This is a genomic window from Streptomyces sp. NPDC001157, assembly GCF_053598255.1.
In genome coordinates, this window is sequence record NZ_JBSFJW010000040.1 from 13,275 (window position 1) to 36,827 (window position 23,553).

24 protein-coding genes and 1 pseudogene are annotated in these 23,553 nt (G+C 70.1%); 11 read left to right on the forward strand and 14 right to left on the reverse strand.

From position 1 onward, the window contains the following. Positions 1–72 precede the first annotated feature (72 nt). Positions 73–2,130, reverse strand: coding sequence for a thioredoxin domain-containing protein (locus ACWDAG_RS40380; protein ID WP_450700545.1), 2,058 nt, complete (start codon positions 2,128–2,130; stop codon positions 73–75). A 139-nt stretch (positions 2,131–2,269) separates the two neighbouring features. On the opposite strand from ACWDAG_RS40380, the gene ACWDAG_RS40385 reads away from it, so the two are divergent. Further along, on the forward strand, positions 2,270–5,470 hold the full coding sequence (locus ACWDAG_RS40385; protein WP_450700546.1) for a tetratricopeptide repeat protein: 3,201 nt from the start codon (positions 2,270–2,272) through the stop codon (positions 5,468–5,470). A 27-nt stretch (positions 5,471–5,497) separates the two neighbouring features. Here ACWDAG_RS40385 and ACWDAG_RS40390 read toward each other — a convergent pair whose 3' ends face one another. After that, entirely contained in the window at positions 5,498–5,746 is a 249-nt protein-coding gene (locus ACWDAG_RS40390) for a hypothetical protein (RefSeq protein ID WP_450700547.1), read from the reverse strand. Further along, entirely contained in the window at positions 5,739–6,620 is an 882-nt protein-coding gene (gene mca, locus ACWDAG_RS40395; protein ID WP_390693265.1) for a mycothiol conjugate amidase Mca, read from the reverse strand. The genes ACWDAG_RS40390 and mca overlap by 8 nt, the downstream gene beginning before the upstream one ends. A gap of 112 nt (positions 6,621–6,732) precedes the next feature. On the opposite strand from mca, the gene ACWDAG_RS40400 reads away from it, so the two are divergent. Together ACWDAG_RS40400 and greA are read left to right on the forward strand one after the other, a co-directional pair. Continuing rightward, positions 6,733–7,131 carry a DUF4307 domain-containing protein gene (locus tag ACWDAG_RS40400; protein ID WP_450700548.1) on the forward strand — a complete coding sequence of 133 codons (399 nt, stop codon included), beginning with the start codon at positions 6,733–6,735 and terminating at the stop codon, positions 7,129–7,131. Positions 7,132–7,314: 183 nt separating this feature from the next. Then, entirely contained in the window at positions 7,315–7,815 is a 501-nt protein-coding gene (gene greA / locus ACWDAG_RS40405) for a transcription elongation factor GreA (RefSeq protein ID WP_266959465.1), read from the forward strand. Between the two features lie 70 nt (positions 7,816–7,885). Here greA and ACWDAG_RS40410 read toward each other — a convergent pair. The 6 genes and pseudogenes from ACWDAG_RS40410 to ilvA form a co-directional block, all read right to left on the reverse strand. After that, positions 7,886–8,017: pseudogene (locus ACWDAG_RS40410) on the reverse strand (ABC transporter permease); the annotation flags it as partial. A gap of 380 nt (positions 8,018–8,397) precedes the next feature. After that, positions 8,398–8,820: a hypothetical protein gene (locus ACWDAG_RS40415; RefSeq protein ID WP_450700549.1), complete on the reverse strand. Its 423-nt coding sequence runs from the start codon at positions 8,818–8,820 to the stop codon at positions 8,398–8,400. A gap of 194 nt (positions 8,821–9,014) precedes the next feature. Continuing rightward, positions 9,015–9,815, reverse strand: coding sequence for an ABC transporter permease (locus tag ACWDAG_RS40420; protein WP_450700550.1), 801 nt, complete (start codon positions 9,813–9,815; stop codon positions 9,015–9,017). Further along, on the reverse strand, positions 9,812–10,015 hold the full coding sequence (locus ACWDAG_RS40425) for an integral membrane transport protein (RefSeq protein ID WP_450700551.1): 204 nt from the start codon (positions 10,013–10,015) through the stop codon (positions 9,812–9,814). The genes ACWDAG_RS40420 and ACWDAG_RS40425 overlap by 4 nt, the downstream gene beginning before the upstream one ends. After that, positions 10,012–11,022: an ATP-binding cassette domain-containing protein gene (locus ACWDAG_RS40430; protein WP_450700552.1), complete on the reverse strand. Its 1,011-nt coding sequence runs from the start codon at positions 11,020–11,022 to the stop codon at positions 10,012–10,014. The genes ACWDAG_RS40425 and ACWDAG_RS40430 overlap by 4 nt, the downstream gene beginning before the upstream one ends. A 195-nt stretch (positions 11,023–11,217) precedes the next feature. Then, the gene (gene ilvA / locus ACWDAG_RS40435) at positions 11,218–12,447 is read right to left on the reverse strand and encodes a threonine ammonia-lyase (protein ID WP_450700553.1); all 1,230 of its coding nucleotides are present in this window, start codon (positions 12,445–12,447) and stop codon (positions 11,218–11,220) included. 163 nt (positions 12,448–12,610) lie between these two features. Between ilvA and ACWDAG_RS40440 the strand changes: the two genes are divergently transcribed. The 3 genes from ACWDAG_RS40440 (at position 12,611) to ACWDAG_RS40450 (ending at position 14,235) form a co-directional block, all read left to right on the forward strand. Continuing rightward, a complete protein-coding gene (locus ACWDAG_RS40440) occupies positions 12,611–13,117 on the forward strand; it encodes a MarR family winged helix-turn-helix transcriptional regulator (protein WP_450700601.1) in 507 nt (168 codons plus the stop codon). Between the two features lie 171 nt (positions 13,118–13,288). Next, the gene (locus tag ACWDAG_RS40445) at positions 13,289–13,792 is read left to right on the forward strand and encodes a sigma factor-like helix-turn-helix DNA-binding protein (protein WP_450700554.1); all 504 of its coding nucleotides are present in this window, start codon (positions 13,289–13,291) and stop codon (positions 13,790–13,792) included. A gap of 194 nt (positions 13,793–13,986) precedes the next feature. Beyond that, entirely contained in the window at positions 13,987–14,235 is a 249-nt protein-coding gene (locus ACWDAG_RS40450; protein WP_450700555.1) for a hypothetical protein, read from the forward strand. 13 nt (positions 14,236–14,248) lie between these two features. Here the strand turns inward: ACWDAG_RS40450 and ACWDAG_RS40455 are convergent, their stop codons facing one another. Continuing rightward, a complete protein-coding gene (locus tag ACWDAG_RS40455) occupies positions 14,249–15,403 on the reverse strand; it encodes a cystathionine gamma-synthase (RefSeq protein ID WP_450700556.1) in 1,155 nt (384 codons plus the stop codon). Positions 15,404–15,565: 162 nt separating this feature from the next. Here ACWDAG_RS40455 and ACWDAG_RS40460 point away from each other — a divergent pair, with 162 nt between their 5' ends. After that, positions 15,566–16,684 (forward strand): hypothetical protein, encoded by a 1,119-nt coding sequence (locus ACWDAG_RS40460; protein ID WP_450700557.1) that lies wholly within the window; start codon positions 15,566–15,568, stop codon positions 16,682–16,684. An 18-nt stretch (positions 16,685–16,702) separates the two neighbouring features. Here the strand turns inward: ACWDAG_RS40460 and msrA are convergent, their stop codons facing one another. After that, on the reverse strand, positions 16,703–17,215 hold the full coding sequence (gene msrA / locus ACWDAG_RS40465; protein ID WP_450700558.1) for a peptide-methionine (S)-S-oxide reductase MsrA: 513 nt from the start codon (positions 17,213–17,215) through the stop codon (positions 16,703–16,705). Positions 17,216–17,392: 177 nt separating this feature from the next. On the opposite strand from msrA, the gene ACWDAG_RS40470 reads away from it, so the two are divergent. The 3 genes from ACWDAG_RS40470 to ACWDAG_RS40480 all read left to right on the forward strand — a co-directional run bounded on the left by ACWDAG_RS40470 (position 17,393) and on the right by ACWDAG_RS40480 (position 19,949). Next, positions 17,393–17,986 carry a DUF4291 domain-containing protein gene (locus ACWDAG_RS40470; protein WP_450700559.1) on the forward strand — a complete coding sequence of 198 codons (594 nt, stop codon included), beginning with the start codon at positions 17,393–17,395 and terminating at the stop codon, positions 17,984–17,986. 89 nt (positions 17,987–18,075) lie between these two features. Continuing rightward, on the forward strand, positions 18,076–19,182 hold the full coding sequence (locus ACWDAG_RS40475; RefSeq protein ID WP_450700560.1) for a serine hydrolase domain-containing protein: 1,107 nt from the start codon (positions 18,076–18,078) through the stop codon (positions 19,180–19,182). Positions 19,183–19,199: 17 nt separating this feature from the next. Beyond that, positions 19,200–19,949 (forward strand): Type 1 glutamine amidotransferase-like domain-containing protein, encoded by a 750-nt coding sequence (locus ACWDAG_RS40480; protein ID WP_450700561.1) that lies wholly within the window; start codon positions 19,200–19,202, stop codon positions 19,947–19,949. 9 nt (positions 19,950–19,958) lie between these two features. Here the strand turns inward: ACWDAG_RS40480 and ACWDAG_RS40485 are convergent, their stop codons facing one another. Further along, a complete protein-coding gene (locus ACWDAG_RS40485; protein ID WP_450700562.1) occupies positions 19,959–20,342 on the reverse strand; it encodes a VOC family protein in 384 nt (127 codons plus the stop codon). A gap of 121 nt (positions 20,343–20,463) precedes the next feature. Then, complete coding sequence (locus ACWDAG_RS40490; protein ID WP_450700563.1) at positions 20,464–21,504, reverse strand: NAD(P)-dependent alcohol dehydrogenase; 1,041 nt, start codon at positions 21,502–21,504, stop codon at positions 20,464–20,466. Positions 21,505–21,674: 170 nt separating this feature from the next. Here ACWDAG_RS40490 and ACWDAG_RS40495 point away from each other — a divergent pair, with 170 nt between their 5' ends. Further along, on the forward strand, positions 21,675–22,586 hold the full coding sequence (locus ACWDAG_RS40495; protein WP_450700564.1) for a helix-turn-helix domain-containing protein: 912 nt from the start codon (positions 21,675–21,677) through the stop codon (positions 22,584–22,586). Positions 22,587–22,710: 124 nt separating this feature from the next. Here the strand turns inward: ACWDAG_RS40495 and ACWDAG_RS40500 are convergent, their stop codons facing one another. After that, positions 22,711–23,481: a globin domain-containing protein gene (locus ACWDAG_RS40500; RefSeq protein ID WP_450700565.1), complete on the reverse strand. Its 771-nt coding sequence runs from the start codon at positions 23,479–23,481 to the stop codon at positions 22,711–22,713. Between the last annotated feature and the right edge of the window lie 72 nt (positions 23,482–23,553).

Sequence of the window (23,553 nt, forward strand, 5' to 3'; positions counted from 1 at the left end):
TTCTTCACAACGGGTCCCGAGAGTGAACAATTCGAACACCGCTTACGTAACGACCCCTTGCCCGCTGACGTTTCAGCTGGTCAGCGCGGTCCGCAACCGTTCCGGATCGGTGGTCGGGGCATCGCAGGTGAAGTTACGGCAGACGTAAGCCGCAGGTTGACCCTGCTGCAGCGGCCGGCCGACGAGGAGCGGAAACTCGTCACTCTCCGGAGGTCCCACCGCCACGACCGCACCCGGGGCGCCGCCCAGAAGTGCCGTGCGGTGCAGGGTTTTTGTGGCGGGATCGTCCAGCGCAGGGCCGACGATCGCGACCTCCCTGGGCCCGTCGAGGAGCGCCTCGGCGACCGCGAGCCCCCAGCCGATGAAGCGCGGCACCCGTGGCCCGAGCGCCTTGACCACGCCCAACGCCCTTTCGGCGGCGGCCCGATGGACGTTGACATCAGCCGCTGCCGCGGCGGGGGCACCGGTGTGGGCGGCATAGCTCAGCAGGGCACCCGCGGCGGCGGTCCAGCCGGACGGTGTGGCGTTGTCGGTGGGGTCCTGCGGCCGGCGGATCAGCTGCTCGGCGTCGGCGGCGGTGTCGTAGAGGCTGCCGGACTCGGCGTCGACGAAACGGGCCAGGACATGGTCGAGCAGGAACCCGGCGAACTCCAGCCAGACACCCTCGCCGGTGACGGACGCGAGCGCGAGGAAACCCTCGGCGACATCGGCGTAGTCCTCCAGCACCCCCGCGTTGGCGCCGGCTCGGCCGTCCTTGCTGGTACGGGCGAGGCGGGCCTGCTCGTCCAGATGCAGCCGTACGAGGAGATCGGCGGCGCCGACCGCGGCCTCGACCAGGTCGGGGCGGTCGAAGTAGGCGCCGGTCTCGGCGAGGGCGGCGATCGCGAGACCGTTCCAGGCGGCGACCACCTTGTCGTCACGGCCGGGGGCGGGGCGCTCGCTGCGCGCGGCGAGCAGCCGCTCCCGGACGGAGGCGATCCGTCCGGCGTCGAACAGGCTGTCGTGCTGCGGGAGTTGGAGAACGGACTGACCGTGCTCGAAGGTGCCCTCCTCGGTGACGCCGAAGTAGTGGGCGGCGAGCTCGGCGTCCTCCTCGCCGAGAACCTCGGTCAGCTGTTGAAGCGTCCACACGTAGTACGCGCCCTCGACGTGCCGGCCCGTCCCGTCGTCGCTGTCGGCGTCGAGGGCGGAGGAGAACCCGCCCTCGGCGGTGCGCAGTTCACGCACCATGAAGTCGGCGGTCTCCAGCGCGACCCGGCGGGCGAGCTCCGAACCGGTGGCCCGCCACAGGTGCGCATACACCCGGCACAGCAGGGCGTTGTCGTAGAGCATCTTCTCGAAGTGCGGGACGACCCACTCACGGTCGACGGAGTAGCGGGCGAAGCCGCCGCCCAGCTGGTCGTAGATGCCCCCGCGGGCCATGCGCTCGCAGGTGTCCACGGCCATCTGCAGGGCACCCTCGGCGCCGGTGCGGGCATGGTGGCGCAGCAGGAACTCGATCACCATGGACGGCGGGAACTTCGGCGCGCCGCCGAAACCGCCGCGCTGCGGGTCGTACTCACGGGTGAGCCCGAGCAGGGCCTGCGCGAGCTCCCCCTCGCCCGGGACCTGCGCGTCGCCGTACGAGATCTCCCGTCCGGCGAGGTCCCGCACGATCTTCCCGGCGACCTCGGCGACCTCGTCCCGCCGGTCGGACCACGCCGAGCGGACGCCCTCCAGGACCTGCCGGAAGGAGGGGCTGCCGTGGCGCGGGGCGGGCGGGAAGTAGGTGCCGAAGTAGAAGGGCTCGGCGTCGGGCGTGAGGAACACGGTCATGGGCCAGCCGCCCTGGCCGGTGGCGGCCTGCACGGCCTCCATGTACACGGCGTCGACGTCGGGGCGCTCCTCGCGGTCGACCTTGACGCTGACGAAGTGCTCGTTGAGGAAGTCGGCGGTGGCCTGGTCCTCGAAGGACTCGTGGGCCATGACATGACACCAGTGACAGCTGGAGTACCCGACGCTCAGCAGCACCGGTTTGCCGCTCTCGCGTGCCTCCTCGAAGGCCTCGGCCGACCAGGGCCACCAGTCGACGGGGTTGTCCGCGTGCTGGAGCAGGTAGGGGGACGTCTCGTGAGCCAGTCGGTTCGGCATGAGGTCCATCCTGCCGCAGTACCCCGGACAGCACGCGCCAGGCGTGTCCCGGACGCCGGTGATCGCTGCCCTCTGTCGCTGACGGCTTCCCCGAAGGACACTCGTAGGCCAAGGAGTTGCCGCCGGAGGGGGACGTGACATGCGGGACAGCCATCGGGCGGATGCCGAACGGCTGTTGGCCCGGGCCGTGGAGGAGGAGGTACGACGTTCGGGCGGGCGCACCGACGGGGCGGTGCTGCTGTCGCGGTCGCGCGGCGCGCTGGACGCGATGGCGGAGGCGGCCGCCGAGGAGTACGAGGCCTACACACGCGCCCTGGACGAGGCGGAGGGCGACCGGCTCACCTTCGGGCAGCGGTACGCCAAGGAGGGATCCGGGACTCCCTTGCTGGTGGCGGCCGTTGCCGCGGTCACGGCGGCGGTGGCCGACCTGGCCTTCGGCACGGACACCGGCACGGCGGTGGGAGTGGGCGTGACGGTCGGCGTGGTCGGCGCCGCGGCGACCGTGATCAAGGTGGCCGGTTCCCATCTGCCCGCCGCGCACCACCAGGCCGGCGCCGCGAGCCAGCCCGGCGGGCCGCAACAGCTGCGACTGCAGTGGCTGACGGCACTGGAGGTGCGCGGTATCCGGCCGTTCCTCGACCAGCAGCGGGTGCGCGCCGCATCCACCGGCCCGAAGAAACCGGGACCGCAGCTGCGCGGCACGGACAAGAGCGCGGCGGCCCGCGGGCGCAGTGTGCTGGCACAGTCGTTCGCCCAGCTCCCGGAGCCCGCGGGCGCGTTCGCGGGGCGGCGGCAGGAGATGGCGCGGATCCGGCAGTGGGTGCAGGCCTCCCGCGCGAGCACGGACACCCGCCCGACGGTGGTGATCCTGCACGGGGCGCCCGGCAGCGGCCGTACGACCCTCGCGATGCGCGCCACCCACGACCTGAAGGACTACTTCCGCGGCGCCTGCGTGGTCGACCTGCGCGGCGGCAGCCCGGAGGAGTCGCCGCTGTCCACCCGGGACGCCCTGCTGCACCTGCTGAACCGGCTCGGCGCGCCCCGCGAGCAGCTGCTGTTCCGTGAGCGTTCCTCCCCCGACCAGCAGGTCAAGCGGCTGAGCGAGCTGTACCACCAGCATCTGACGGGCCTGCCGGTCACGGTCGTCCTGGACGACGCCTCGGACCCCGAACAGATCCGTACGCTCGTCCCCGAGCGCTCCGACAGCCTGGTCCTGGTCACCGCCCGCGAGCCCCTGGAACTCCCCTCCGACCTGCAGGCCCATGTCCATGAGCTGCCGGTCGAGGCGCTGGACGGGGCGGGCGCGGAGGAACTGCTGGACGCGGCGGCACAGGACAGCTCGGGGCCGTACGACGCCGATGCGGCGGACCGGATCCGGGACTTGTGCGGCGGGCTGCCGCTGGCGCTGAGCATCGCGGGTTCGTCGCTCGGCCCGCGCTCGCCGCGGCAGCTGGCCACGGATCTCGCGGCGTACGGCCCCGTCGAACCGATCGAGCGCGTGCTGTGGCTGCGCTACACGGACCAGTCGGAGGCGGCCCGCCGACTGCTGCGCCGGCTGGCCCTGGCCGGGCGTGCCTCCCTCGGTGCCGCGGCGGCCGCCTCCCTCCTCGCGACCGACGAGACGGAGGCGACCCGCCATCTGGTGGCGCTCTCCCGGGCGGGCCTGATCGACCATGTGCGCGGCAGCCGCTACCGCCTCCACGACCTGGTGCGGGCCTTCGCCCACGCCCGCCTGCTGGACGAGGAGGAGGCGGGCGAGCGCACCGCCGCGCAGGAACGCCTGATCGTGAACTACGCCGACCTGGCGGACTCCGTGCTGCGGCTGGTCGACGGCAACATGTCGACCCGTTCGGACCGCTTCAGCCCGCACGGCTTCACATCCCTGGACGAGGCGCTGCGCTGGCTGGACGACGAGTCGAGCTTCATCACCTCCACGCTGCGGCACGCGGAGGGCGTGAACCAGGCGGCGGTGCTGAACCTGCTGGGTGCGCTGTGCGACTACTGCCTGCTGCGCGGCGACCTCTACCGCCTGGGCGAGATCAGCGAGCTGGCGCAGGCCGTCGACCAGGGCCTGCTGGTCCGCTCGGTGCAGTGGCGCACCGGCATCGCGGCCCGTCAGCTGGGCGAGCTGGACAAGGCCCGTGCGACCCTGACCTCGGTGGTCGACCTGTACATGGAGGCCCACCACGACGCGGGCGCGGCCCGTGCCCTGTGCTCCCTGGGCATCACCCTGCACCACCAGGGCAACCTCACGGAGGCGGCGGCGAAGCTCCGCGAGGCGCTGGACCTCCAGGCGGCGCCCGAACTGGCGACGGACCGCGGCTGGACGATGCACGCCCTGGCCGCGGTGGAACGGGACCGCGGCCAAGTCCAGGAGGCGCTGCGCCTGCTCGCCGAATCCCTGGTCCTGCACCGCGCCGGCGAGTCCGTGCACGGCGAGGCGTGGGCCCACTTCCAGCTCGGCCAGCTGTCCCTGCGGATGGGCGACGTCCCGCGCGCGGAGTCCGAGCTGAACGCGGCCCTCGACCGCTACGGCCGCACCCGCGACGCCCGCGGCGAGGCCTGGGCCCTCACCCAGCTGGCCCGCGCCCGCCTCGTCGCCGGCGACCCGTCCCAGGCGGTGGACGGCCTGCGGCAGGCGGCGTCCCGGCACCGCGACAACGAGGACGCCCGCGGCGAGGCCTGGACGGTCTACTACCTGGGCCAGGCCCTGGAGGAGACCGGCAACCTCGACCACGCGGTCCGCGAACTGGAACGCTCCCGCACGATGTTCTCCCGCATACGCGACGTCTACGGCCTGGCCTGCGCCCGTCACCACTCGGCGAGAGTCACCCGCGACCAACGCGCCGCCCAGACGGGCTCCCTCAGGAACTCCGGTTTCGCCCGCCAGCTCCTGGTCGACGCCCGGGCCGACTTCCAGCGCATCGGTGTCGCCCACGGCGAGGCGTGGACCTGCCTGGAACTCGCGGTCGTGGACGCGGGCAACGCCCGTAACCAGCAGGCGCTGGCGCTGTGCGACGACGCGGTGGACCTGTTCACCTCGTACGGCGACCGGCGCGGCGGGGACTGGGCGCGCTTCCTGCGCTGCACCCTGCTCCCCTACGCGGCCCCCGGCGGCGTGGAGATCGGCACGGCGGTCGCCCAGGAGGAACTGGCCCAGCTCTCCCGCACCGGCCATCCCCTGCGGGACCGCAAGCTGGACGACTACGTGGAGGCGTATCAGCTGCTGCTGGAGCGGGGCGTGAACCTGGAGGAGGGCTGGCAGGCCTGGCGGCTCGGAATGGTGCCGAGCCGGCATGCGCGGGAGGTCATGGGGGTGCCGGTACCGGCCAGTCACTGACCGCCGGCCACCCCCGGCCCCACTGCGTCAGCTCCGGCGCGCCTCGGAGTCGGCGGCGGACTCGGCGGACCCGGCGTCCGCGTCGGGCGACTCCTTGAACTTCACCTTGCCCATGTGCCGGTTCATGGACTTCATCAGGGCCCACACCGCCAGGGCCATCGCCGCGAAGACGATGAAGCCGAGGACGCCGGGGGTGACCTTGTTCTCGTCCACCTCCTTGGCGAGGGGGACGAGGTGCGTCATTGCCAGGCTCACGCTTGCGCTCATGTCAGGCATTGTCGCGGACGCCCGCGAAGAGGTCGTCCTCGGGGAGGGAGGTATCGACGAGGGACTTCGCGAGCTCGTACTCCTCCGTCGGCCAGACCTCCTTCTGGATCTCCATCGGGACCTTGAACCAGCCGCCGTCCGGGTCGATCTGCGTGGCGTGGGCGATCAGCGCCTTGTCGCGGATCTCGAAGAACTCGGCGCACGGAACGTGCGTGGTCAGCGTGCGCTCGACGCGCTCGAACTCGCTCCAGCGCTTGAGCCAGTCCCCGTACGGCGACTCCAGGCCGCGGTCGAGCAGCGCGTTGTGCAGCGCCTCGGTGCGGGGACGGTTGAAGCCCTGGTTGTAGTAGAGCTTGAGCGGCTGGTAGATGGGGCCGAACTCGGACTCCGGGTACTTCTCGGTGTCCGCCGCGCCCTCGAACGCCACCATCGAGATCTTGTGGGTCATGATGTGGTCGGGGTGCGGATAGCCGCCGTTCTCGTCGTAGGTGGTGATCACCTGGGGACGGAAGGAACGGATCTGCTTCACCAGCTCGCCGGCCGCCTTGTCGACGTCCTCCAGAGCGAAGCAGCCCTCGGGCAGCGGCGGCAGCGGGTCGCCCTCGGGCAGGCCGGAGTCGACGAAGCCGAGCCACTCCTGGCTCACGCCGAGGATCTCGCGGGCCTCGTCCATCTCCTTCTTGCGTACCTCGTGGATGTGCTCCTCGATGTACTTGTCACCCTGCAGCTTCGGATTGAGGATGGAGCCGCGCTCCCCGCCCGTGCAGGTCACGACCAGCACGTCCACCCCCTCGGACACGTACTTCGCCATGGTGGCCGCGCCCTTGCTCGACTCGTCGTCGGGGTGGGCATGCACGGCCATCAGTCGCAGCTGGTCAGTCAAGACTCAATCCTCGATAAGTCGGCGCCCGGTGTGAACCGGCGCAATCGGCGCTTCTATAGTGACCGAACCGGGGGGCGAAAAATTCCAGGGTCCGGTATCCGAGGGGACGATCATGAGTACGGCGAGCACGCGGCTGCCCGAGGGCCGCTACGGCCGCTCCTCGGACGAGCGCGCCGACCGCAAGCTCAAGATCACCGGAGCTGTGCTCGGGGCCTTCCTGCTCGTACTGATCGGCTACTTCGCCTACCACTACGTCGCCCAGAACAAGATCAGCGCCGAGGTGATCACCTTCGATGCGCAGAAGGACGCGGTGAAGGTGCATCTGGAGGTCCGCAAGGACGCCGGCGCCTCCGGCTACTGCACCATCCGCTCCCAGTCGAAGGACGGGGGCGAGGTGGGCCGGGCCGACTTCCGCTTCGGCGGGCACGCCACCCGCATCGACCGGGTCGTCACGCTCCGTACGACATCCGAGGGCACCACCGCGGAACTGCTCGGCTGCCACGCCGACTGACCCCGCCCCGTCCGGACTCGGTCGGAATACACAGGCCGTGACCTGCGTTGACGCAATTCTGATGGCTTATGTCCTCCCCCTCCGGCCGCTGAATTGTTAGGCTCGTGGTTTCGCCCATCCGTGAAGGAACATTCTTCTGGGTAGGGCGATGCTTTGTATTCCCAGTACCTACGAGGAGCACCTGTGACCCAGACCAGCGAGAACGTCACCTGGCTGACCCAGGAGGCGTACAACCAGCTCAAGGCCGAGCTGGAGTACCTGTCTGGTCCTGCGCGCACGGAGATCGCCGCCAAGATCGCGGCCGCGCGCGAGGAGGGCGACCTGCGTGAGAACGGCGGGTACCACGCGGCCAAGGAAGAGCAGGGCAAGCAGGAGCTCCGTGTGCGCCAGCTGACCCAGCTTCTGGAGAACGCCCAGGTCGGCGAGGCACCGGCGTCCGCGGACGGCGCCGTGGCACCCGGCATGGTCGTCACGATCGCCTTCGACGGCGACGAGGACGACACGATGACCTTCCTGCTCGCCTCCCGCGAGTACGCCAGCTCGGACATCGAGACGTACTCGCCGCAGTCCCCGCTGGGTTCCGGCGTGATCGGCCACAAGGTCGGCGAGGACGCGGAGTACGAGCTGCCGAACGGCAAGAAGGCTTCGGTGACGATCCTGAAGGCCGAGCCCTACACCGGCTGATCCGGCAGCCTGCATGTCCTTCGGTGCCCCCGGCGTCCTGGTGACGCCGGGGGCGTCGTCATTCCGCCGGTCAAGCCGTCGCCGAGCGGTACTTGCGCACCGCCGGCGTCCTGAATTTGACGATGATCAGGACCGAGTAGATCAACGAGGCCCACACGGGGTGCGCCATGGGCCAGGCGTCCGACGGCGAGACACCGGGGTTGCGACTGGCACGCTTCTTCTCGATCTGCTCGTCCAGCTCCGCCAGCCGTCGGCGATAGGACTCGGCACGCTGGGGCACAGTCCCCAAGGACTCCCCCACCAGCCTGCGGAGCTTGTCCTTGTCGGACATCAGCTTCTTGACCTCTGCCCAGACTGCCTCGTCCACCTCGTCACAGGGGATCTCCCAGCAGTCCGCGTGGGACTCGGGCACCTCTCCGTCCGTGCGGTTGGCCGTGCATCGGTAGTAGCGGCCAGCCGTGTTGGTCGAGCGGCCCTCCATGTACGCCGGCGCCCGAGCCGGGCGGTAAATGGCTCGGGCGCCGGCGTCCTATTCAAAGGACGGTCAACAGGCTGCTACCACGCCGCATGGCCGGGACACGACTAATTCGACGGGCAGGCGAAGAGGTAATTGGACTGGCGAGTGCTTGTCCCGCCCGACCCGGCCCGATGGAAGAAGGCCATGGTCATGTACTGCTGACACTTGTTGATGGTCAGTGTGATGCTTACAGAACCGGCCTGGGTCTTGACGCACTTCGACGCAAGCTCAATGGGAGGAAATTCCGGGGCACTGGTGTCCAGGGCGGACACACAGAGCTTCGACCCCGCAGGCTGCGGCCCCAACACGCTTGCCTTCCACGTGATCTTGTTACCGTGCTGAGTCGGAACATGAGCCGTCAGCCAGTCCTGCGCACTTGCAGTGCCAGTGCTCATCCCGAGAGCCACAACCGCCGCGGCAGCAGTGACTATGCCGGAGTACTTGAGATTCACTTGTTCCCCTTTTTTGACTTCGACAGAGCTGGTCATGTCTCTGCCGACCGGTGGAACTTACCACCTGAACACTCGGCCGTTTCAAGAGAATTACCACTATCCGTGTCATGCGCTTAGAGACGGATAAGCCCGTAATCCACCGCTTGCCCCCGCCATATGGCGAGCCGTCACCTCTTCGGAGTGTTGGGCGTGGTCGACGACCAGACAGGGTGTGCAGCGAAGATGCCTGATCAACCGGCCGCCCGGCGGTACTTGCGGACCGCCAGCGTGCGGAAGAACAGGATGATCACGACCGACCAGATCAGCGACGCCCACACAGGATGCTGCATGGGCCAGGCGTCGGGTGCCTTGAAGCCCGGGGGAAGGTTTCCGAACAACTCACGGCACGCCTGCACGGTGGCGCTGAACGGGTTCCACTCCGCGATGTGCCGCAGGAACGACGGCATCATGTTCGCGTCGACGAACGCATTCGAGATGAACGTCAGCGGGAACAGCCAGATGAGGCCGCCCGAGGTTGCTGCTTCAGGTGTGCGCACGGACAGGCCGATGAGTGCACCGATCCACGAGAACGCGTAACCGAGGAGCAGGAGCAGACCGAATCCGGCGAGCACCTTGCCGAGGTTCTCGTGCGTGCGCCAGCCGACGATCAGAGCGACGACCGCCAGGACGACGAGGGTGAGCGCCGTCTGAGCAAGGTCGGCGATAGTGCGGCCGGTCAGCACCGCACCACGCGTCATAGGCAGGGAGCGGAAGCGGTCGATGAGGCCCTTGTGCATGTCGTCGGCGATGCCCGCGCCAGCGCCCGCCGTGGCGAAGGTGACGGTCTGGGCGAAGATGCCCGCCATCAGGAACTCGCGGTAGGCCTGGGTGGAGGTGGACGAGCCGACCTGGATCGAGCCGCCGAACACGTAGGTGAACAGCACGACGAACATGATTGGCTGGACAAGCCCAAAGATGATCATCTCGGGAATCCGGCTCATCCGAATTAGGTTCCGGCGGGTGATGACCAGGGAATCGGTCACAGCGCTCACTTCGCCTGCCCCTTCCCGGCGCTCACGTGCAGTTCTCGGGTCCGCGACGAGATGGATCCTGACCGACCCGAGCGAACAGGATTCGGAATCCGGGACATCCGAATGAGATTGCGTTTGGCAACGACCAGCGAGTCGCCGATCGATTGGCTGACCGGGTTCGCGGGCGGCGCGACCCGCACGGCGTCGGTGACGGCGCTCACTTGGCTGCCTCCTTCTTGTGCTTGCGGTCCTTGGTGTCCGCCGTCGTGCCGCTCTCCTCGTCCTTGGCCTCTGCCACATGTCCCGTCAGGGACAGGAAGACGTCGTCGAGGGTGGGGCGGCGCAGGCCGATGTCGTCTATCTCGATGCCGCGGGTGTCCAGTTCCCGGATGACCTCGGCGAGCAGCTTCGCGCCGCCGGTGACAGGCACGGTGAGTTTGCGGGTGTGCTCTTCGACGGTGAGCTCGCCCTTGCCGAAGCCGGTGAGGACCTCGCCGGCGGTCGTCATGTGCTCGCGCTCGTGCACCACGACCTCGACGCGCTCGCCGCCGGTGCGAGCCTTGAGCTGGTCGGAGGTGCCGCGGGCGATGACATGGCCGTGGTCGACGACCACGATGTCGTGCGCCAGGTGGTCGGCCTCCTCCAGGTACTGGGTGGTGAGCAGCAGGGTCGTGCCGCCGGAGACGAGCTGTTTGATGACCTCCCACAGCAGCTGGCGGTTGCGGGGGTCGAGGCCGGTCGTCGGCTCGTCCATGAACATCACGGGTGGCGAGACGACCAGGGCCGCCGCGAGGTCGAGCCGACGGCGCATGCCTCCGGAGTACGTCTTCGCGGGTCGGTCGGCGGCGTCCGCGAGGTCGAACTGGTCGAGCAGCTCTCCGGCCCGGGCCTTCGCGGCCCTGGCCTTCATCTGGTAGAGCTGGCCGACCATCTGGAGGTTCTCGCGGCCGGTCAGGTATTCGTCGACCGCGGCGAACTGGCCGGACAGGCCGATGGAGCGCCGCACCTCGTTGGGCTGCTTGAGGACGTCCAGGCCGGCCACGACCGCCCTGCCGCTGTCGGGGCGCAGCAGGGTGGTCAGACAGCGGACCGCCGTCGTCTTGCCCGCGCCGTTCGGCCCGAGCAGGCCCAGCACGGTGCCCTCGGGGACATCGAGGTCGACGCCGTCCAGAGCCCTTACGTCGCCGAAGGTCTTGACCAGGCCTTCGGCATAGATGGCGCCTGGCATGTGTGTCTCCACGTCGTCGGGGATTCTTCGAATAAAGCCTTGCTCTGCGCACTTGCTCCGCCTGGTGGGTGACGCGGCAGGCGGCCACGACACTCACCATAACGCGATGTATCGCGTCTCTCAACGCATTTACTCGATCGAGCGACGAAGAGCCCCTGAGCTGGGGTTTTTGCTCAGTCCGGGTCGCCCGGCGGCTCAGTCGATGACCGTGTAGCCCGCCTCGCGCAGCGCCCGGCCGACCTCGGCGCAGTGCTCCCGCCCCTTCATCTCCAGGTGCAGCTCGACCTCCGCCTCCGTGAGCCCCAGCCGTGGATCGGTCCGTACGTGACTCACATCGAGGACGTTAGCGTCCACCACTGACAACACCCCGAGAAGCGTCGCGAGCGCCCCCGGCCGGTCCGTCAGCCGCAGCCGTACGGCCAGGTAGCGACCCTGTGCCGCCATGCCGTGGCGCAGGACGCGCTGCATCAGCAGCGGGTCGACGTTGCCGCCGGACAGCACCGCCACCACCGGGCCCTCGAAGGCTTCCGGCTCGCTCAGCAGCGCCGCCACCGGGCTCGCACCGGCCGGTTCGACGACCAGCTTGGCCCGCTCCAGGCACAGCAGCAGCGCGGTGGACAGGGCGTCCTCGGAGACCGTGCGGACCTCGTCGATCAGCTCGCGGACGATGCCGAACGGCACGTCGCCGGGCCGCCCCACCTTGATGCCGTCGGCCATGGTCGCCGGGTGCTCGACCGACACCGGGCGCCCGGCCGCGAGCGAGGGCGGGTAGGCCGCCGCGCCCTCCGCCTGCACACCCACGATCCGTACGTCCGGCCGCAGGGCCTTCACCGCGACCGCGATACCGGCCGCGAGGCCTCCCCCGCCGATGCCGACGACGACGGTGCGCACCTCCGGGCACTGCTCCAGGATCTCCAGGCCGACCGTGCCCTGGCCCGCGATGATGTCCGGGTGGTCGAAGGGGTGGATGAACACCGCGCCGGTCTCGGCCGCGTACGCCTGCGCGGCGGCCAGCGTCTCGTCGACCACCTGCCCGTGCAGGCGGACCTCCGCGCCGTACTCGCGGGTGGCGCTGATCTTCGGCAGCGGGGCGCCCAGCGGCATGAACACGGTCGCCCGCACGCCGAGCAGCGAGGACGCAAGGGCGACGCCCTGCGCGTGGTTGCCGGCGCTCGCCGCCACCACCCCGGCGGCGCGCTCCTCGGGCAGCAGTCCGGCGATCCGGACGTAGGCGCCGCGCAGCTTGAACGAACCCGTGCGCTGGAGGTTCTCGCACTTGAAGTGCACCGGGGCGCCCACCAGCTGGGACAGATGCCTGCTGCCCTCCATCGCCGTCACCCGCGCCACGCCCGAGAGCATCTTCTGGGCGCCCCGCACGTCGTCGAGGGTCACGGGCCGAAAGGAGTCAGCCGTGCTGTAGCTCATGACTCAAGCATCGCAGTTCACAGGTGCGCACGGGCATTGTGACCAACGTCCGAGACTGGTTTGTGCAGCGCCGGTACGGCCCGCCTTCCGGCCGCGTACTCTGTCCCCCATTCACAGACCACCTTCATGAAGCGAGCCTCCGGCCATGCCCACAACACCTGAAATGTCGATGGACATGACGACCGTCGGTGACACCGGTCTCCTCGACACGCTGCAGCACGAGGTGGCGGTCTTCGCCCGCCGTGCCGAACAGACCCGGCTCGGCGGCGTCGGGCAGGTGCGCAACTCCATGGACCGCGCCGCATACCTCCTGCTCAACCGCCTCGACAAAGAGGGTCCGATGGGCGTCAAGGCGCTCGCGGCGAGCATGGGCATCGACTCCTCGACGGTCACCCGGCAGGTCGCTCCGCTCGTGGACACCGGGCTCGTCAAGCGCACCTCGCACCCCGAGGACGGGCGCGCGGTGGTGCTTCAGCTGTCGCCGCGCGGCCAGTCACGGCTTGAGGAAGTGCGCTCCTCGAGGCGTCAGTTGATGGCCGAGCTGACACACGACTGGGCGCCGGAGGAGCGCGATGCGTTCTGCACGCTCCTGACGCGCTTCAACACCGCTCTCTCCTCGCGGATGACGGCCCAGGGGATGCCGGGTCCGGAGGCGTCGTCGGCCTCGTAGCGGCCGTCCGCACGCGCGCCCGCCGGCTCGGTACGCGCGCGTGCCGCGCAGCTCTTGACCGAAGGGCCACCCCTGGCCTCAGATGAGACAGGGTCCCCGTCGTACGCGGTTCCGCACCCCGTACGCGGCCGGGTCCCGTTCGGTCAGGGTCGCGTCAGGGCGGGAGGCGCGGTGAGACAGCGGCAGGCGATCCAAGGTGCGCGCCGGGCCCGGGAGTTCGAGGCGTTCGTCGCGGGCGCGGCAGGGCGGCTGCTGCATGCCGCCACGCTGCTCACGGCGGAGGCGCCGGACGACAACCCACGCGCGCGGCGCCTGCTGACGCTGTCCCTCGCGCACACGTACGCGTGCTGGGACCGGCTGCGCGGGGAGGACCCGTACGACCGCGCCCGCCAGTACCTGGCGACCCGCTTCGCGCGCGGGGCATGGCACCAGTACGGCGGTTTCGGGCGGGCCCGCCCGCATCCCGGCAGCCCGCTGGCCCGGCTGGCACCGCAGGAGCGCCTGATCCTGGTCCTCAGGCTGTACGAGGGAGTCGGCGAGGAGCAGACGGCGGCACTGCTCGGCCTGCCGACGGAACGCGTCCGCGCGATCTGCGAACGGGCCACGGCGACACTGCTGAATCCGCCACGAAACCCGACACCGGCAGTCGGCGGAGCGAAGGTGGCGCCGTCATGAGACGCACAGACGGAGAGGCACGCGCATGAACCGTGCCCAGCACAAGGCCGCCGCACAGCTGATCGCGGAACACCGCCGCACCAACAGCACACCAGCCACCGCGACACCACTGCATCCACCACGAAACCCCGCACCGGCAGTCGGCAGAGCGAAAGTGGCGCCGTCATGAGGCGCACAGGCGGAAGGGGACGCGCATGAACCGGGTTCAGCGTGAGGCCGCCGTGCGGCGGATGATGGAGCAGGTGCCGCCGCCGGTGCCGCCGGACCTGTACGGGGAGGTCGTGCGCCGCGGTGCCCGCAGTCTGCGCCGCAGGACGCTCGCCCGCCGGCTGATGTGGCTGCTGCTGTGTGCAGCGAGTGTGGCGTTCCTCGTGTGGGCCATGATGGCCCGCCCGTGGGTGGAGCCGCCCTCGCAGACGACTCCCCCGTACACGGGCTGGTGAGCGGGCGGGTCGGCTAGCCGAGCGCCTGCTGCAGGTCCTCCAGGAGGTCGTCGACGTTCTCGATGCCCACGGAGAGGCGTACGAGATCGGCGGGCACCTCGAGGGCCGAGCCGGCCACGGACGCGTGCGTCATCCGCCCGGGGTGCTCGATCAGCGACTCCACGCCACCCAGGGACTCGCCGAGCGTGAACACCTTGGCGCGGTTGCAGACCTCGACGGCCGCCTCCTCACCGCCCTCGACCTGGAAGGAGACCATGCCGCCGAATGCCTTCATCTGCTTGGCGGCGGCCTCGTGACCGGGGTGCTCGGGCAGGCCCGGGTACAGGACGCGCGTCACGCGTGCGTGCCGGGTGAGCATGTCGGCGACCCTGGTGGCGTTCTCGCTGTGCCGGTCCATGCGCACGGACAGCGTCTTCGCGCCGCGCAGCACCAGCCAGGAGTCGAAGGGCCCGGCGACCGCGCCCATCGCGTTCTGGTGGTACGCCAGCTCCTCGCCGAGCGCCTCGTCGGCGACGACCAGGGCACCGCCGACGACGTCGGAGTGGCCGCCCATGTACTTGGTCAGGGAGTGCACGACGACGTCCGCGCCGAGCGCCAGCGGCTGCTGGAGGTACGGCGTGGCGAAGGTGTTGTCGACGACGAGCTTCGCGCCCGCGTCCCGGGCGATCTGCGCGACCGCGGCGATGTCGGTGATGCCGAGCAGCGGGTTGGAGGGGGTCTCCACCCACACGGCCTTGGTCTTCGGGGTGATGGCGGCCCGTACGGACGACGGGTCACTGGTGTCGGCGACCGACCACTCCACCCCCCACCGGGCGACGACCTTCGCGAACAGACGGAACGTGCCGCCGTACGCGTCGTTGGGGATGACCACGTGGTCGCCGGGGCTGAGCAGCGTACGCAACAGGCAGTCCTCGGCCGCCAGTCCGGACGCGAACGCAAGGCCGCGACGGCCGCCCTCGAGGGCTGCGAGGTTCTCTTCCAGGGCGGTCCTGGTGGGGTTGGCGCTACGGCTGTACTCGTAGCCGCCGCGCAGCCCGCCGACGCCGTCCTGCTTGTAGGTCGAGACCTGGTAGATCGGCGGGACGACCGCGCCGGTGAGGGGATCGGCGGTGTTACCCGCGTGGATCGCGAGGGTCTCGAAGTGCTGACTGATGTGCCTGTCGCTCATGGGCACCGAGGGTAGTGCGCTCGCGGGGCGCGCGCCGGACGGCGAGGCACGGGAGGCCGTACTGCCGGGTTTTCCCTCGGTTCGGGTGCCAGGTTCACGGAGTTTTCCACAGGCCGCGGACCGGGTTCGCCAATTGTCACCGGCGTCTGGAACGCTTGAGGCATGGAATTTCTCTGGGTCCTGATCGCCGCCGTCATGCTGGGCTTCGTGCTGCTCCCCGTCCTGCGGCGCAGGCGGGGCATGATCGAGCAGGTCCCGGCCGGTCACCCGGACGCCGCCGACCCGGCGAACTACGGATTCGCGCGGGAGGAGGAGCTGGACGTCCGTATGCCCGGTCCGGACCAGGACCTGCTCGACGTCCTGGACCTGGTGCAGCGCACACAGGACCACCGGGCGGCCTCGCAGCTGCTGGCGGGCACGGAGTCGGAGGGCGAGCTGCGCTGGCAGCGTGTGCAGGCGTTCGCGGGTGCGGCGTCGCTGGAGTTGCAGCAGCGGCCCGGCGGGGTCAGCGAGACCCCGGGCGGTCAGTGGCTCAGGGTGTGGCGGGCCGAGCAGCCCAAGGACGCGGGCGGCGCAGCGGTGCACGCGGAGTTCCTGGTCCAGCAGGCGTGGCGGACGTCGACGCCGGGCACGGACGAGTTCCGGATCATCATGGAGGAGGCGAAGGCGGCGTGCGGCGACGCGGCGCTGCTCGCCCCCGGTGACCCGGTCCCGTACATCATCGAGCTGTCGGTGGCCCGCGGGCTCGCCTATCCCCAGCCGGAGTTCGAGGAGCTCTGGCTGAGGATCCTGGACCGCGCCCCGGCCCACATGGGCGCGCACCTGGCCGCCCTGCACTACTGGTGCGAGAAGTGGCACGGCTCGCGCGAGCTGGCGAACTCCTTCGCGGAGGCGGCAGCCGCGCGCGCACCGGAGGGGTCCCTCCTCGCCGCGCTGCCGCTGTTCGCGGTCTTCGAGCACCTGCCCGAGGTGAACCTGGTCAGCGGCTTCTACCGGAGCGAGGTCGTGACGAAGGCGATCCACGGAGCGCTGCACGCCGTCCACTCGGCCCGCCCCGACGACCCGATGCTCGCGCACGTACGCCATCTGCTGGTGTTCTTCCTGGTCCGCTCGGAGCGCTGGGCCGAGGCCATGAACCAGCTCATACACATCGACGGCCATGTCGGCGCGCTCCCCTGGACCCTGTCCGCCGACCCGGCAGCCGAGTTCGCGGTCTACCGGGCGCTGGCGGTGGCGGGCTACGAGGCGAACGGCGGCAGCCCGGCGACGCTGCCGCACTGAGCAGGCGCCGGGGTGGGCTCAGCCCTCCGTGCGGGCGGGCAGCCGCCATCCCGGGCGGGGGAAGTGGCAGGTGTAGCCGTCGGGGTAACGCTGCAGGTAGTCCTGGTGCTCGGGCTCGGCCTCCCAGAAGGGGCCGACCGGCTCCACCTCGGTGACGACCTTGCCCGGCCACAGGCCCGAGGCGTCCACGTCCGCGATCGTGTCCTCGGCGATCCGCTTCTGCTCGTCGTCCACGTAGTAGATCGCCGAGCGGTAGCTGAGGCCGATGTCGTTGCCCTGGCGGTTCTTGGTGCTCGGGTCGTGGATCTGGAAGAAGAACTCCAGGAGCGCGCGGTAGTCGGTCTTCGCGGGGTCGAAGAGGATCTCGATGGCCTCCGCGTGCGTGCCGTGGTTGCGGTACGTCGCGTTCGGCACGTCACCCCCGGTGTATCCCACCCGGGTCGCCGTCACGCCGGGAAGTCGGCGGATCAGCTCTTCCATCCCCCAGAAGCATCCGCCCGCCAGCACGGCCCTCTGCGTCTGCGCAGCCATTGCAGCCTCCAAAATCTCTCAGCTCGGTCAGTCGGGCGACGCGGCTCGCACACCATCGGCATCCCGTGCCCACCCCCCTCAACGCGCGAGGGTTCCAGCCGATTCCAGGCCCGCCCGGCCGACCTCCGGCCGAAAATCGGTCGCAGCCCGGGCAGGCCGTCCTTCACGCTGCATGCCATGGAAGATCCACAGCACGGCATCCGCGCGCTCCACACAGAGTCGACGATCACCGTCTACCAGGCCTACCCACCGGAGATCGGCGGGCCCGCGGTCCGCAAGGGGCGGTTCCCCGCCGCGTGGAAGCGGGACCGGATGACGTGGATCAAGCCGTCGTTCCAGTGGATGATGTACCGCTGCGGCTGGGGCACCAAGGCCGGTCAGGAGACCGTGCTCGCGGTCGAGATCAGCCGCGACGGCTTCGAGTGGGCGTTGCGGCACGCGTGTCTGTCGAGCTACACGCCCCAGGTGCACGCCGACCGTGCGGCCTGGCAGCGTGAGTTGAAGAGGGCGCCGACTCGTGTGCAGTGGGACCCCGAGCGGGATCTGCGGCTGCGGCCGCTGCCGTACCGGTCGCTGCAGCTCGGCCTCTCCGGCGAGGCGGTACGGCGCTATGCGGACGAGTGGACGGTCGCGATCAGTGATGTGACCCCGCTGGCCCGGGAGGTACATGCGTACGTGGGCAGCGGCGACCTGGAGTCGGCGGCCCGGCTGCTTCCGCAGGAGCGGCCGTACCCGGTGGCGGACGAAGTCCTGGCCCACCTGCGTCCGTAGGCCGGATCCGGCCTTCCGCTCGACGGGTGACGGCGGAGGGCCGCAAATTCGGTTGCCGCGGCGCGTGCCGATGCGGGCTAATGCCACGCATGGCTGACATTCAGGGCTCGTACGACGGTCTGTTCACCGCGGTGCCCAACCGGCTGGCGGAGTTGCTGGACGCCGGGGACACGGGCGGCTCGGTGGCCGTCTTCGTGGACGGCGCGCCGGTGGTGGACGTGTGGGGCGGGTTCGCCGACGCCGAGCGCACCGTGCCGTGGGAGCGGGACACGATCGTCAACGTCTTCTCCGTCACCAAGACCATGACGGCGCTCACCGCGCTCGTCCTGGCCGACCGCGGCGAGCTCGACCTGGACGCGCCGGTGGCCCGGTACTGGCCGGAGTTCGCCGCAGCGGGCAAGGAAGGGGTCCTGGTCCGGCATCTGCTCTCGCACACCGCGGGCCTGCCCGACTGGGACGGGCCGGTCGAGGAGCTCTACGACTGGCCGGCCGCCACGGCACGGCTCGTCGCACAGGCTCCGCGGTGGGAGCCGGGCAGCGCGGCCGGGTACCACTCGCTCACCCAGGGGTTCCTCGTCGGCGAGGTGGTCCGGCGGGTCAGCGGGCGGAGCGTCGGGGAGTTCTTCGCGGAGGAGATCGCCGGGCCGCTGGGGGCCGACTTCCATATCGGGCTGGCGGCGGAGCACGACCGGCGCGTGGCGCTCACGGTGCCGCCGCCGGGACGGGACGAGGAGTACACCGCGAGTGCGCCCGGCAGGGGTGCGACCCCCTCCGCCGGGACCGCCATGCGGGTCCGGGACGGCAACAGCGTGGCCTGGCGCCGTGCGCAGATCCCCGCGGCGAGCGGCTTCGGCAATGCCCGCTCGGTCGCACTCGTGCAGTCGGTGATGGCCTGCTCAGGGGCGCTGCGTGGAGTGCGGCTGCTGTCGCAGGCGGGGTGCGAGCGCGCCTGGGAGGAGCAGTTCAGCGGCGACGACCGGGTGCTGGGCATGCCGGTGCGCTGGGGCCTGGGCTATGGGCTGTTCGGCAACACCTACGGGTGGGGCGGCTGGGGCGGGTCGATGGTGATGATCGAACCCGAGGCCCGGATGGTGGTGGCGTATGTGACCAACCAGATGCGCGAACCCGCCGACGACAACCGGGGGTTGGAGATCGTCATGTCCGCCTACGACGGTCTCGTGGGACTGCGGGCCTGAAGGTGGACGGAGACAACGTGGGGGCAGTCATGGGCAGCCGCAGCAGTCGTACGTTCCTGATCGGGGGCGGCTGGGACGCGGCGGCCGCGCATGCCGTCTACGGGCCGTTCCTGCGGGCGGCCACGGGGCCGCGCATCGGCTGCGTCGTGCTGGACGAGGGGGATGGCAGCGAGCAGTTCGGCCGGTACGACGCCGTGCTGCGGAAGGTCGCCGACTGCAGCCCCGTACCGCTGCTGGTGCCGCTCGGCGGGGAGTTCGCCCCGGACCGCCTCCAGGATCTGGACGGGCTTCTGGTCTGCGGGGGGCTGACGCCCGCGTATCAGGACGCGTTCGCCGGGTGCCTGGACCAACTGCGGTCCGCTCTGGCCGAGTTCGGCATCCCGTACGCCGGTTTCTCCGCCGGGGCCGCGGTCGCCGCCCGGCACGCTGTCGTCGGAGGGTGGCTCGACGACGGCGTACCCGTGTGCCACGAGGACACGGCCGAGGACCTGGAGGAGATCGAAGTGCGGGCCGGGCTCGGGCTGGTGCCCTTCTCCGTGGAGGTGCACGCCGCGCAGTGGGGGACGCTGCCGCGCATGATCGCCGCGGTCGCGAGGCACGGACTCCCGCACGGCGTCGCCATCGACGAGAACACGGTCGTGGAGATCCGCGCCGACGGACGCGCCCGGGTCTCGGGGCTCGGGCGCGCGCACTCCGTGCGACCGTCCGCCGACGGGAGTGTTCTCGTACGGTCCTACGGGGCCGACGAGTTCCTCCCTGCCGAGTGAACCGGCAGGTCAGCTCCCGCTGCCGTACGGCCTGGTGATGATCTCCAGGTTGTGGCCGTTGGGGTCGTCGAAGTACGCGCCCCGCCCGCCGTCGTTGTGGTTGATCTCGCCCCTGCGGTGGTGGTACGGGTCCGCCCAGTAGGTCAGTCCCGCGTCCTGGATGCGGCTGAAGATCGTGTCGAAGTCGTCCTCGGACACCAGGAACGCGTAGTGCTGCGGCGTGATGTCGCCGTCCGTCTCCATGTAGTCGAGGGTCACGCCGTTCGGGATCTGGACGGGAATGAAGGGACCGAACGGCGGGCTGGGCTCCAACCCCAGGATGTCGGCGAGGAACCGGGCCGACTCCTTCTTGTCATGAGCGGCGACGATGGTGTGGTTCAGCTGCACGTTCATCGTGTGGGCCTCCTCACGCCCAACATACTCCGCACAGGGAAAGGCCCCGGCGTCGCTTTACGCCGGGGCCGCACCTGTCGGACCTGTCAGCTCTCTGAGCCCTGTCAGCCTGTCCGACCTGTCAGATCGTCGCGACATCGATCACGAAGCGGTACCGGACGTCGCTCGCCACCACCCGGTCGTACGCCTCGTTGATCTGGTCCGCGCTGATCACCTCGATCTCGGCGCCGAAGCCGTGCTCGGCGCAGAAGTCCAGCATCTCCTGGGTCTCGGCGATACCGCCGATCATGGAGCCGGCGAGGGTCTTGCGGCCGGCGATCACCGAGAAGAGGTTGAGGGCGATCGGCTCCTCGGGGGCGCCGACGTTCACCAGCGCGCCGTCCCGCTTCAGCAGGGACAGGAACGCGCCGAAGTCGAGCGGGGCCGAGACCGTGGAGAGGATCAGGTCGAAGGAGCCCTGAAGGTCCTTGAAGGTCTGCTCGTCGCTGGTCGCGTAGTAGTGGTCGGCGCCCAGCTTGAGACCGTCGTCCTTCTTGCGCAGGGACTGCGAGAGGACCGTGACCTCGGCACCGAGCGCGTGGGCGATCTTGACGCCCATGTGGCCGAGGCCGCCCATGCCGAGGACCGCGACCTTCTTGCCGGGGCCGGCGTTCCAGTGCTTCAGCGGGGAGTAGGTGGTGATGCCCGCGCACAGCAGCGGTGCGGCCACGTCCAGCGACAGGGCGTCGGGGATACGGACGACGAAGTTCTCGTCGACGACGACCTTCTGCGAGTAGCCGCCGTAGGTGGGCTCGCCGTCCTTGCCGATGGAGTTGTACGTGCCGACGTTGCCGCCGGTGCAGTACTGCTCCTCGCCGGCCTTGCAGCTCTCGCACTCCCGGCAGGAGTCGACCAGGCAGCCGACGCCCACACGGTCGCCGACCTGGTGCTTGGTGACGCCCGCGCCGACCTCGGAGACGATGCCCGCGATCTCGTGACCGGGGACCATCGGGAAGATCGCCTCGCCCCAGCCCTCCTGTGCCTGGTGGATGTCGGAGTGGCAGATACCGGCGAACTTGATGTCGATCAGGACGTCGAACTCACCGACCTCACGGCGTTCGATGGTGGTGCGCTCCAGCGGAGCCTTCGCGGCGGGGACGGCGTAAGCGGCAACAGTGGTCATGCCGGGGGTCTCCTAGCTGTGGTTACGCGCCCGGCTGCCTTCTGACCGGGCATGTCGGTCAGCATGCCGGACCTCAGAGCCTTCACCCAGCCCACGCTTCTGCGTACGTCCGCTGTGCCTACCACTGGCGGGGTCAGGATGGTGGACGTACGACAGTGAATACTTGAGACATGGACGAACAGCCCGATGCCGTACCCGAGCCCGCCGGGGCTCTGGACCGTCGTGCCGAGCTCAGCGAGTTCCTGCGCACCCGGCGCGCCCGACTGAAGCCGGAGGACGTCGGGCTTCCGGACTTCGGCCGGCACCGGCGGGTGCCCGGGCTGCGCCGCGAGGAGCTGGCCCAGCTGGCGGGCGTCTCGGTGGCGTACTACACGCGCCTGGAGCAGGGCAACGGGCGAAACGTGTCGGCGGAGGTGCTCGACTCGATCGCGCGGGCGCTGCGGTTGACCGACGCGGAGCACAACCACCTCACGCATCTCGCGAAGCCTAAGCAGCACAAGAAGAAACCGGTGACGCGGTCGCAGCAGGTGCGGAGTTCACTGCGGCAGCTGCTGGACACGATGGACTCGGTGCCGGCGTACATCGGGGGCCGCTACTCGGACATCCTCGCCTGGAACCGGATGGCCGCGGCCGTCTTCGGCGACTGGGGGGAGCTGGCGCCGCAGGAGCGGAACTGGGCCCGGCTGGTGTTCCTGAATCCCGCCTACCGCGATCTGTTCGTGGCGTGGGAGGAGAAGGCGTCCGACGTCGTCGCCCTGCTGCGCATGCAGGCGGGCTGCTATCCGGACGATCCGCGGCTGTCCGCCCTGGTCGGCGAACTCTCCGTCAAGAGCGAGGAGTTCAGGCGGCTGTGGGCTATGCACGACGTCAAGGAGAAGAGCCACGGCGTCAAGCACCTGCACCACCCGCTGGTCGGCGACCTGATGCTGAACTTCGAGTCGTTCCCCGTGACCGACGGCAGCGATCAGGGCCTGATCGTCTACCACACGGAACCCGGCTCGCCCTCGGCGGAGGCGTTGCGGCTGCTGGCCAGTTGGGGGGCGGACGCCACTCGGGCGGGGCAGTCGGCGACGTCTTCCTGAGCCATGCCCGGCGGTTCGTGCGCCGCTGCTGGGGGCTGCCGCCCTCAGGCCCCCGCTTTCGGCCTGAACGGCCTCGTCCTCAAACGCCGGACGGGCTGGATTCACCGACCGGCGCTGAAAGACGTCACCCCTGGTACGGCGGCATCGTCCCCCACGTCCACCGCGGCACCGGCTGCTCCGCCGGCGGCTTTGCGTCCGGGCTGGAGAAGTAGACGGCGAGTCGCGTGCCCCACTCCACGTACGCCACGAACGCCGACCGGAACTCGGCATCCGTCGGGAGTCCTGCGTCGTCCGCCGCGTCCTGGATCAGATTCACCCAGCGGCGGCGCTGGGGCTCGGTGATGTGCTTGCCGAAGTGCTTGGCGACCATGTGGCCGTGGCCGCCCTGGGTCAGGGAGTAGGTGGCGGGGCCGCCGAAGACCTCGCCGAGCCACAGCGCGACATGCTCGGCGTGGTCGGGGGCGAGGTCGGCGAAGAGGGGGGCGAGGAGGTCGTCCTTGAGGACCTTGTCGTAGAAGACCGACGTCAGACGGGAGAAGGCGGCGGCGCCCCCGGCCCAGTCGTACAGCGTCGGCACGGAGGACCCCGTGCCGCGCACCGTCGTCGGCTTGTAGTGGCGCATCTCCTCGATGTTCTCGACGTACGGGCGGATCTCCGCGAGGAAGTCCGGGAACAGCTCGGACCTGCGAAAGCCCTCCATGTGGTCCTCGGTCGACGTCCAGGTGATGCGCAGGACGTAGTGCTCGAAGTCCTCCTCGCAGCGCGCCAGTTCGTAGTTCACGCACTGGGGTGCCGCCGCCAGGCGGACCGCGGCCCGCGTGTAGGCGGCGAGGAATTCCGCCGAGCGGTCTTCCGGGATGCGGTAGCGGATGTACTCGACGGTCTGTGTGGTCATGCGCCCACGGAAACACGGACCGCCCGCCGGAAGCTGCACTTCCGGCGGGCGGCTGCTCAGCGCTCAGCGAAC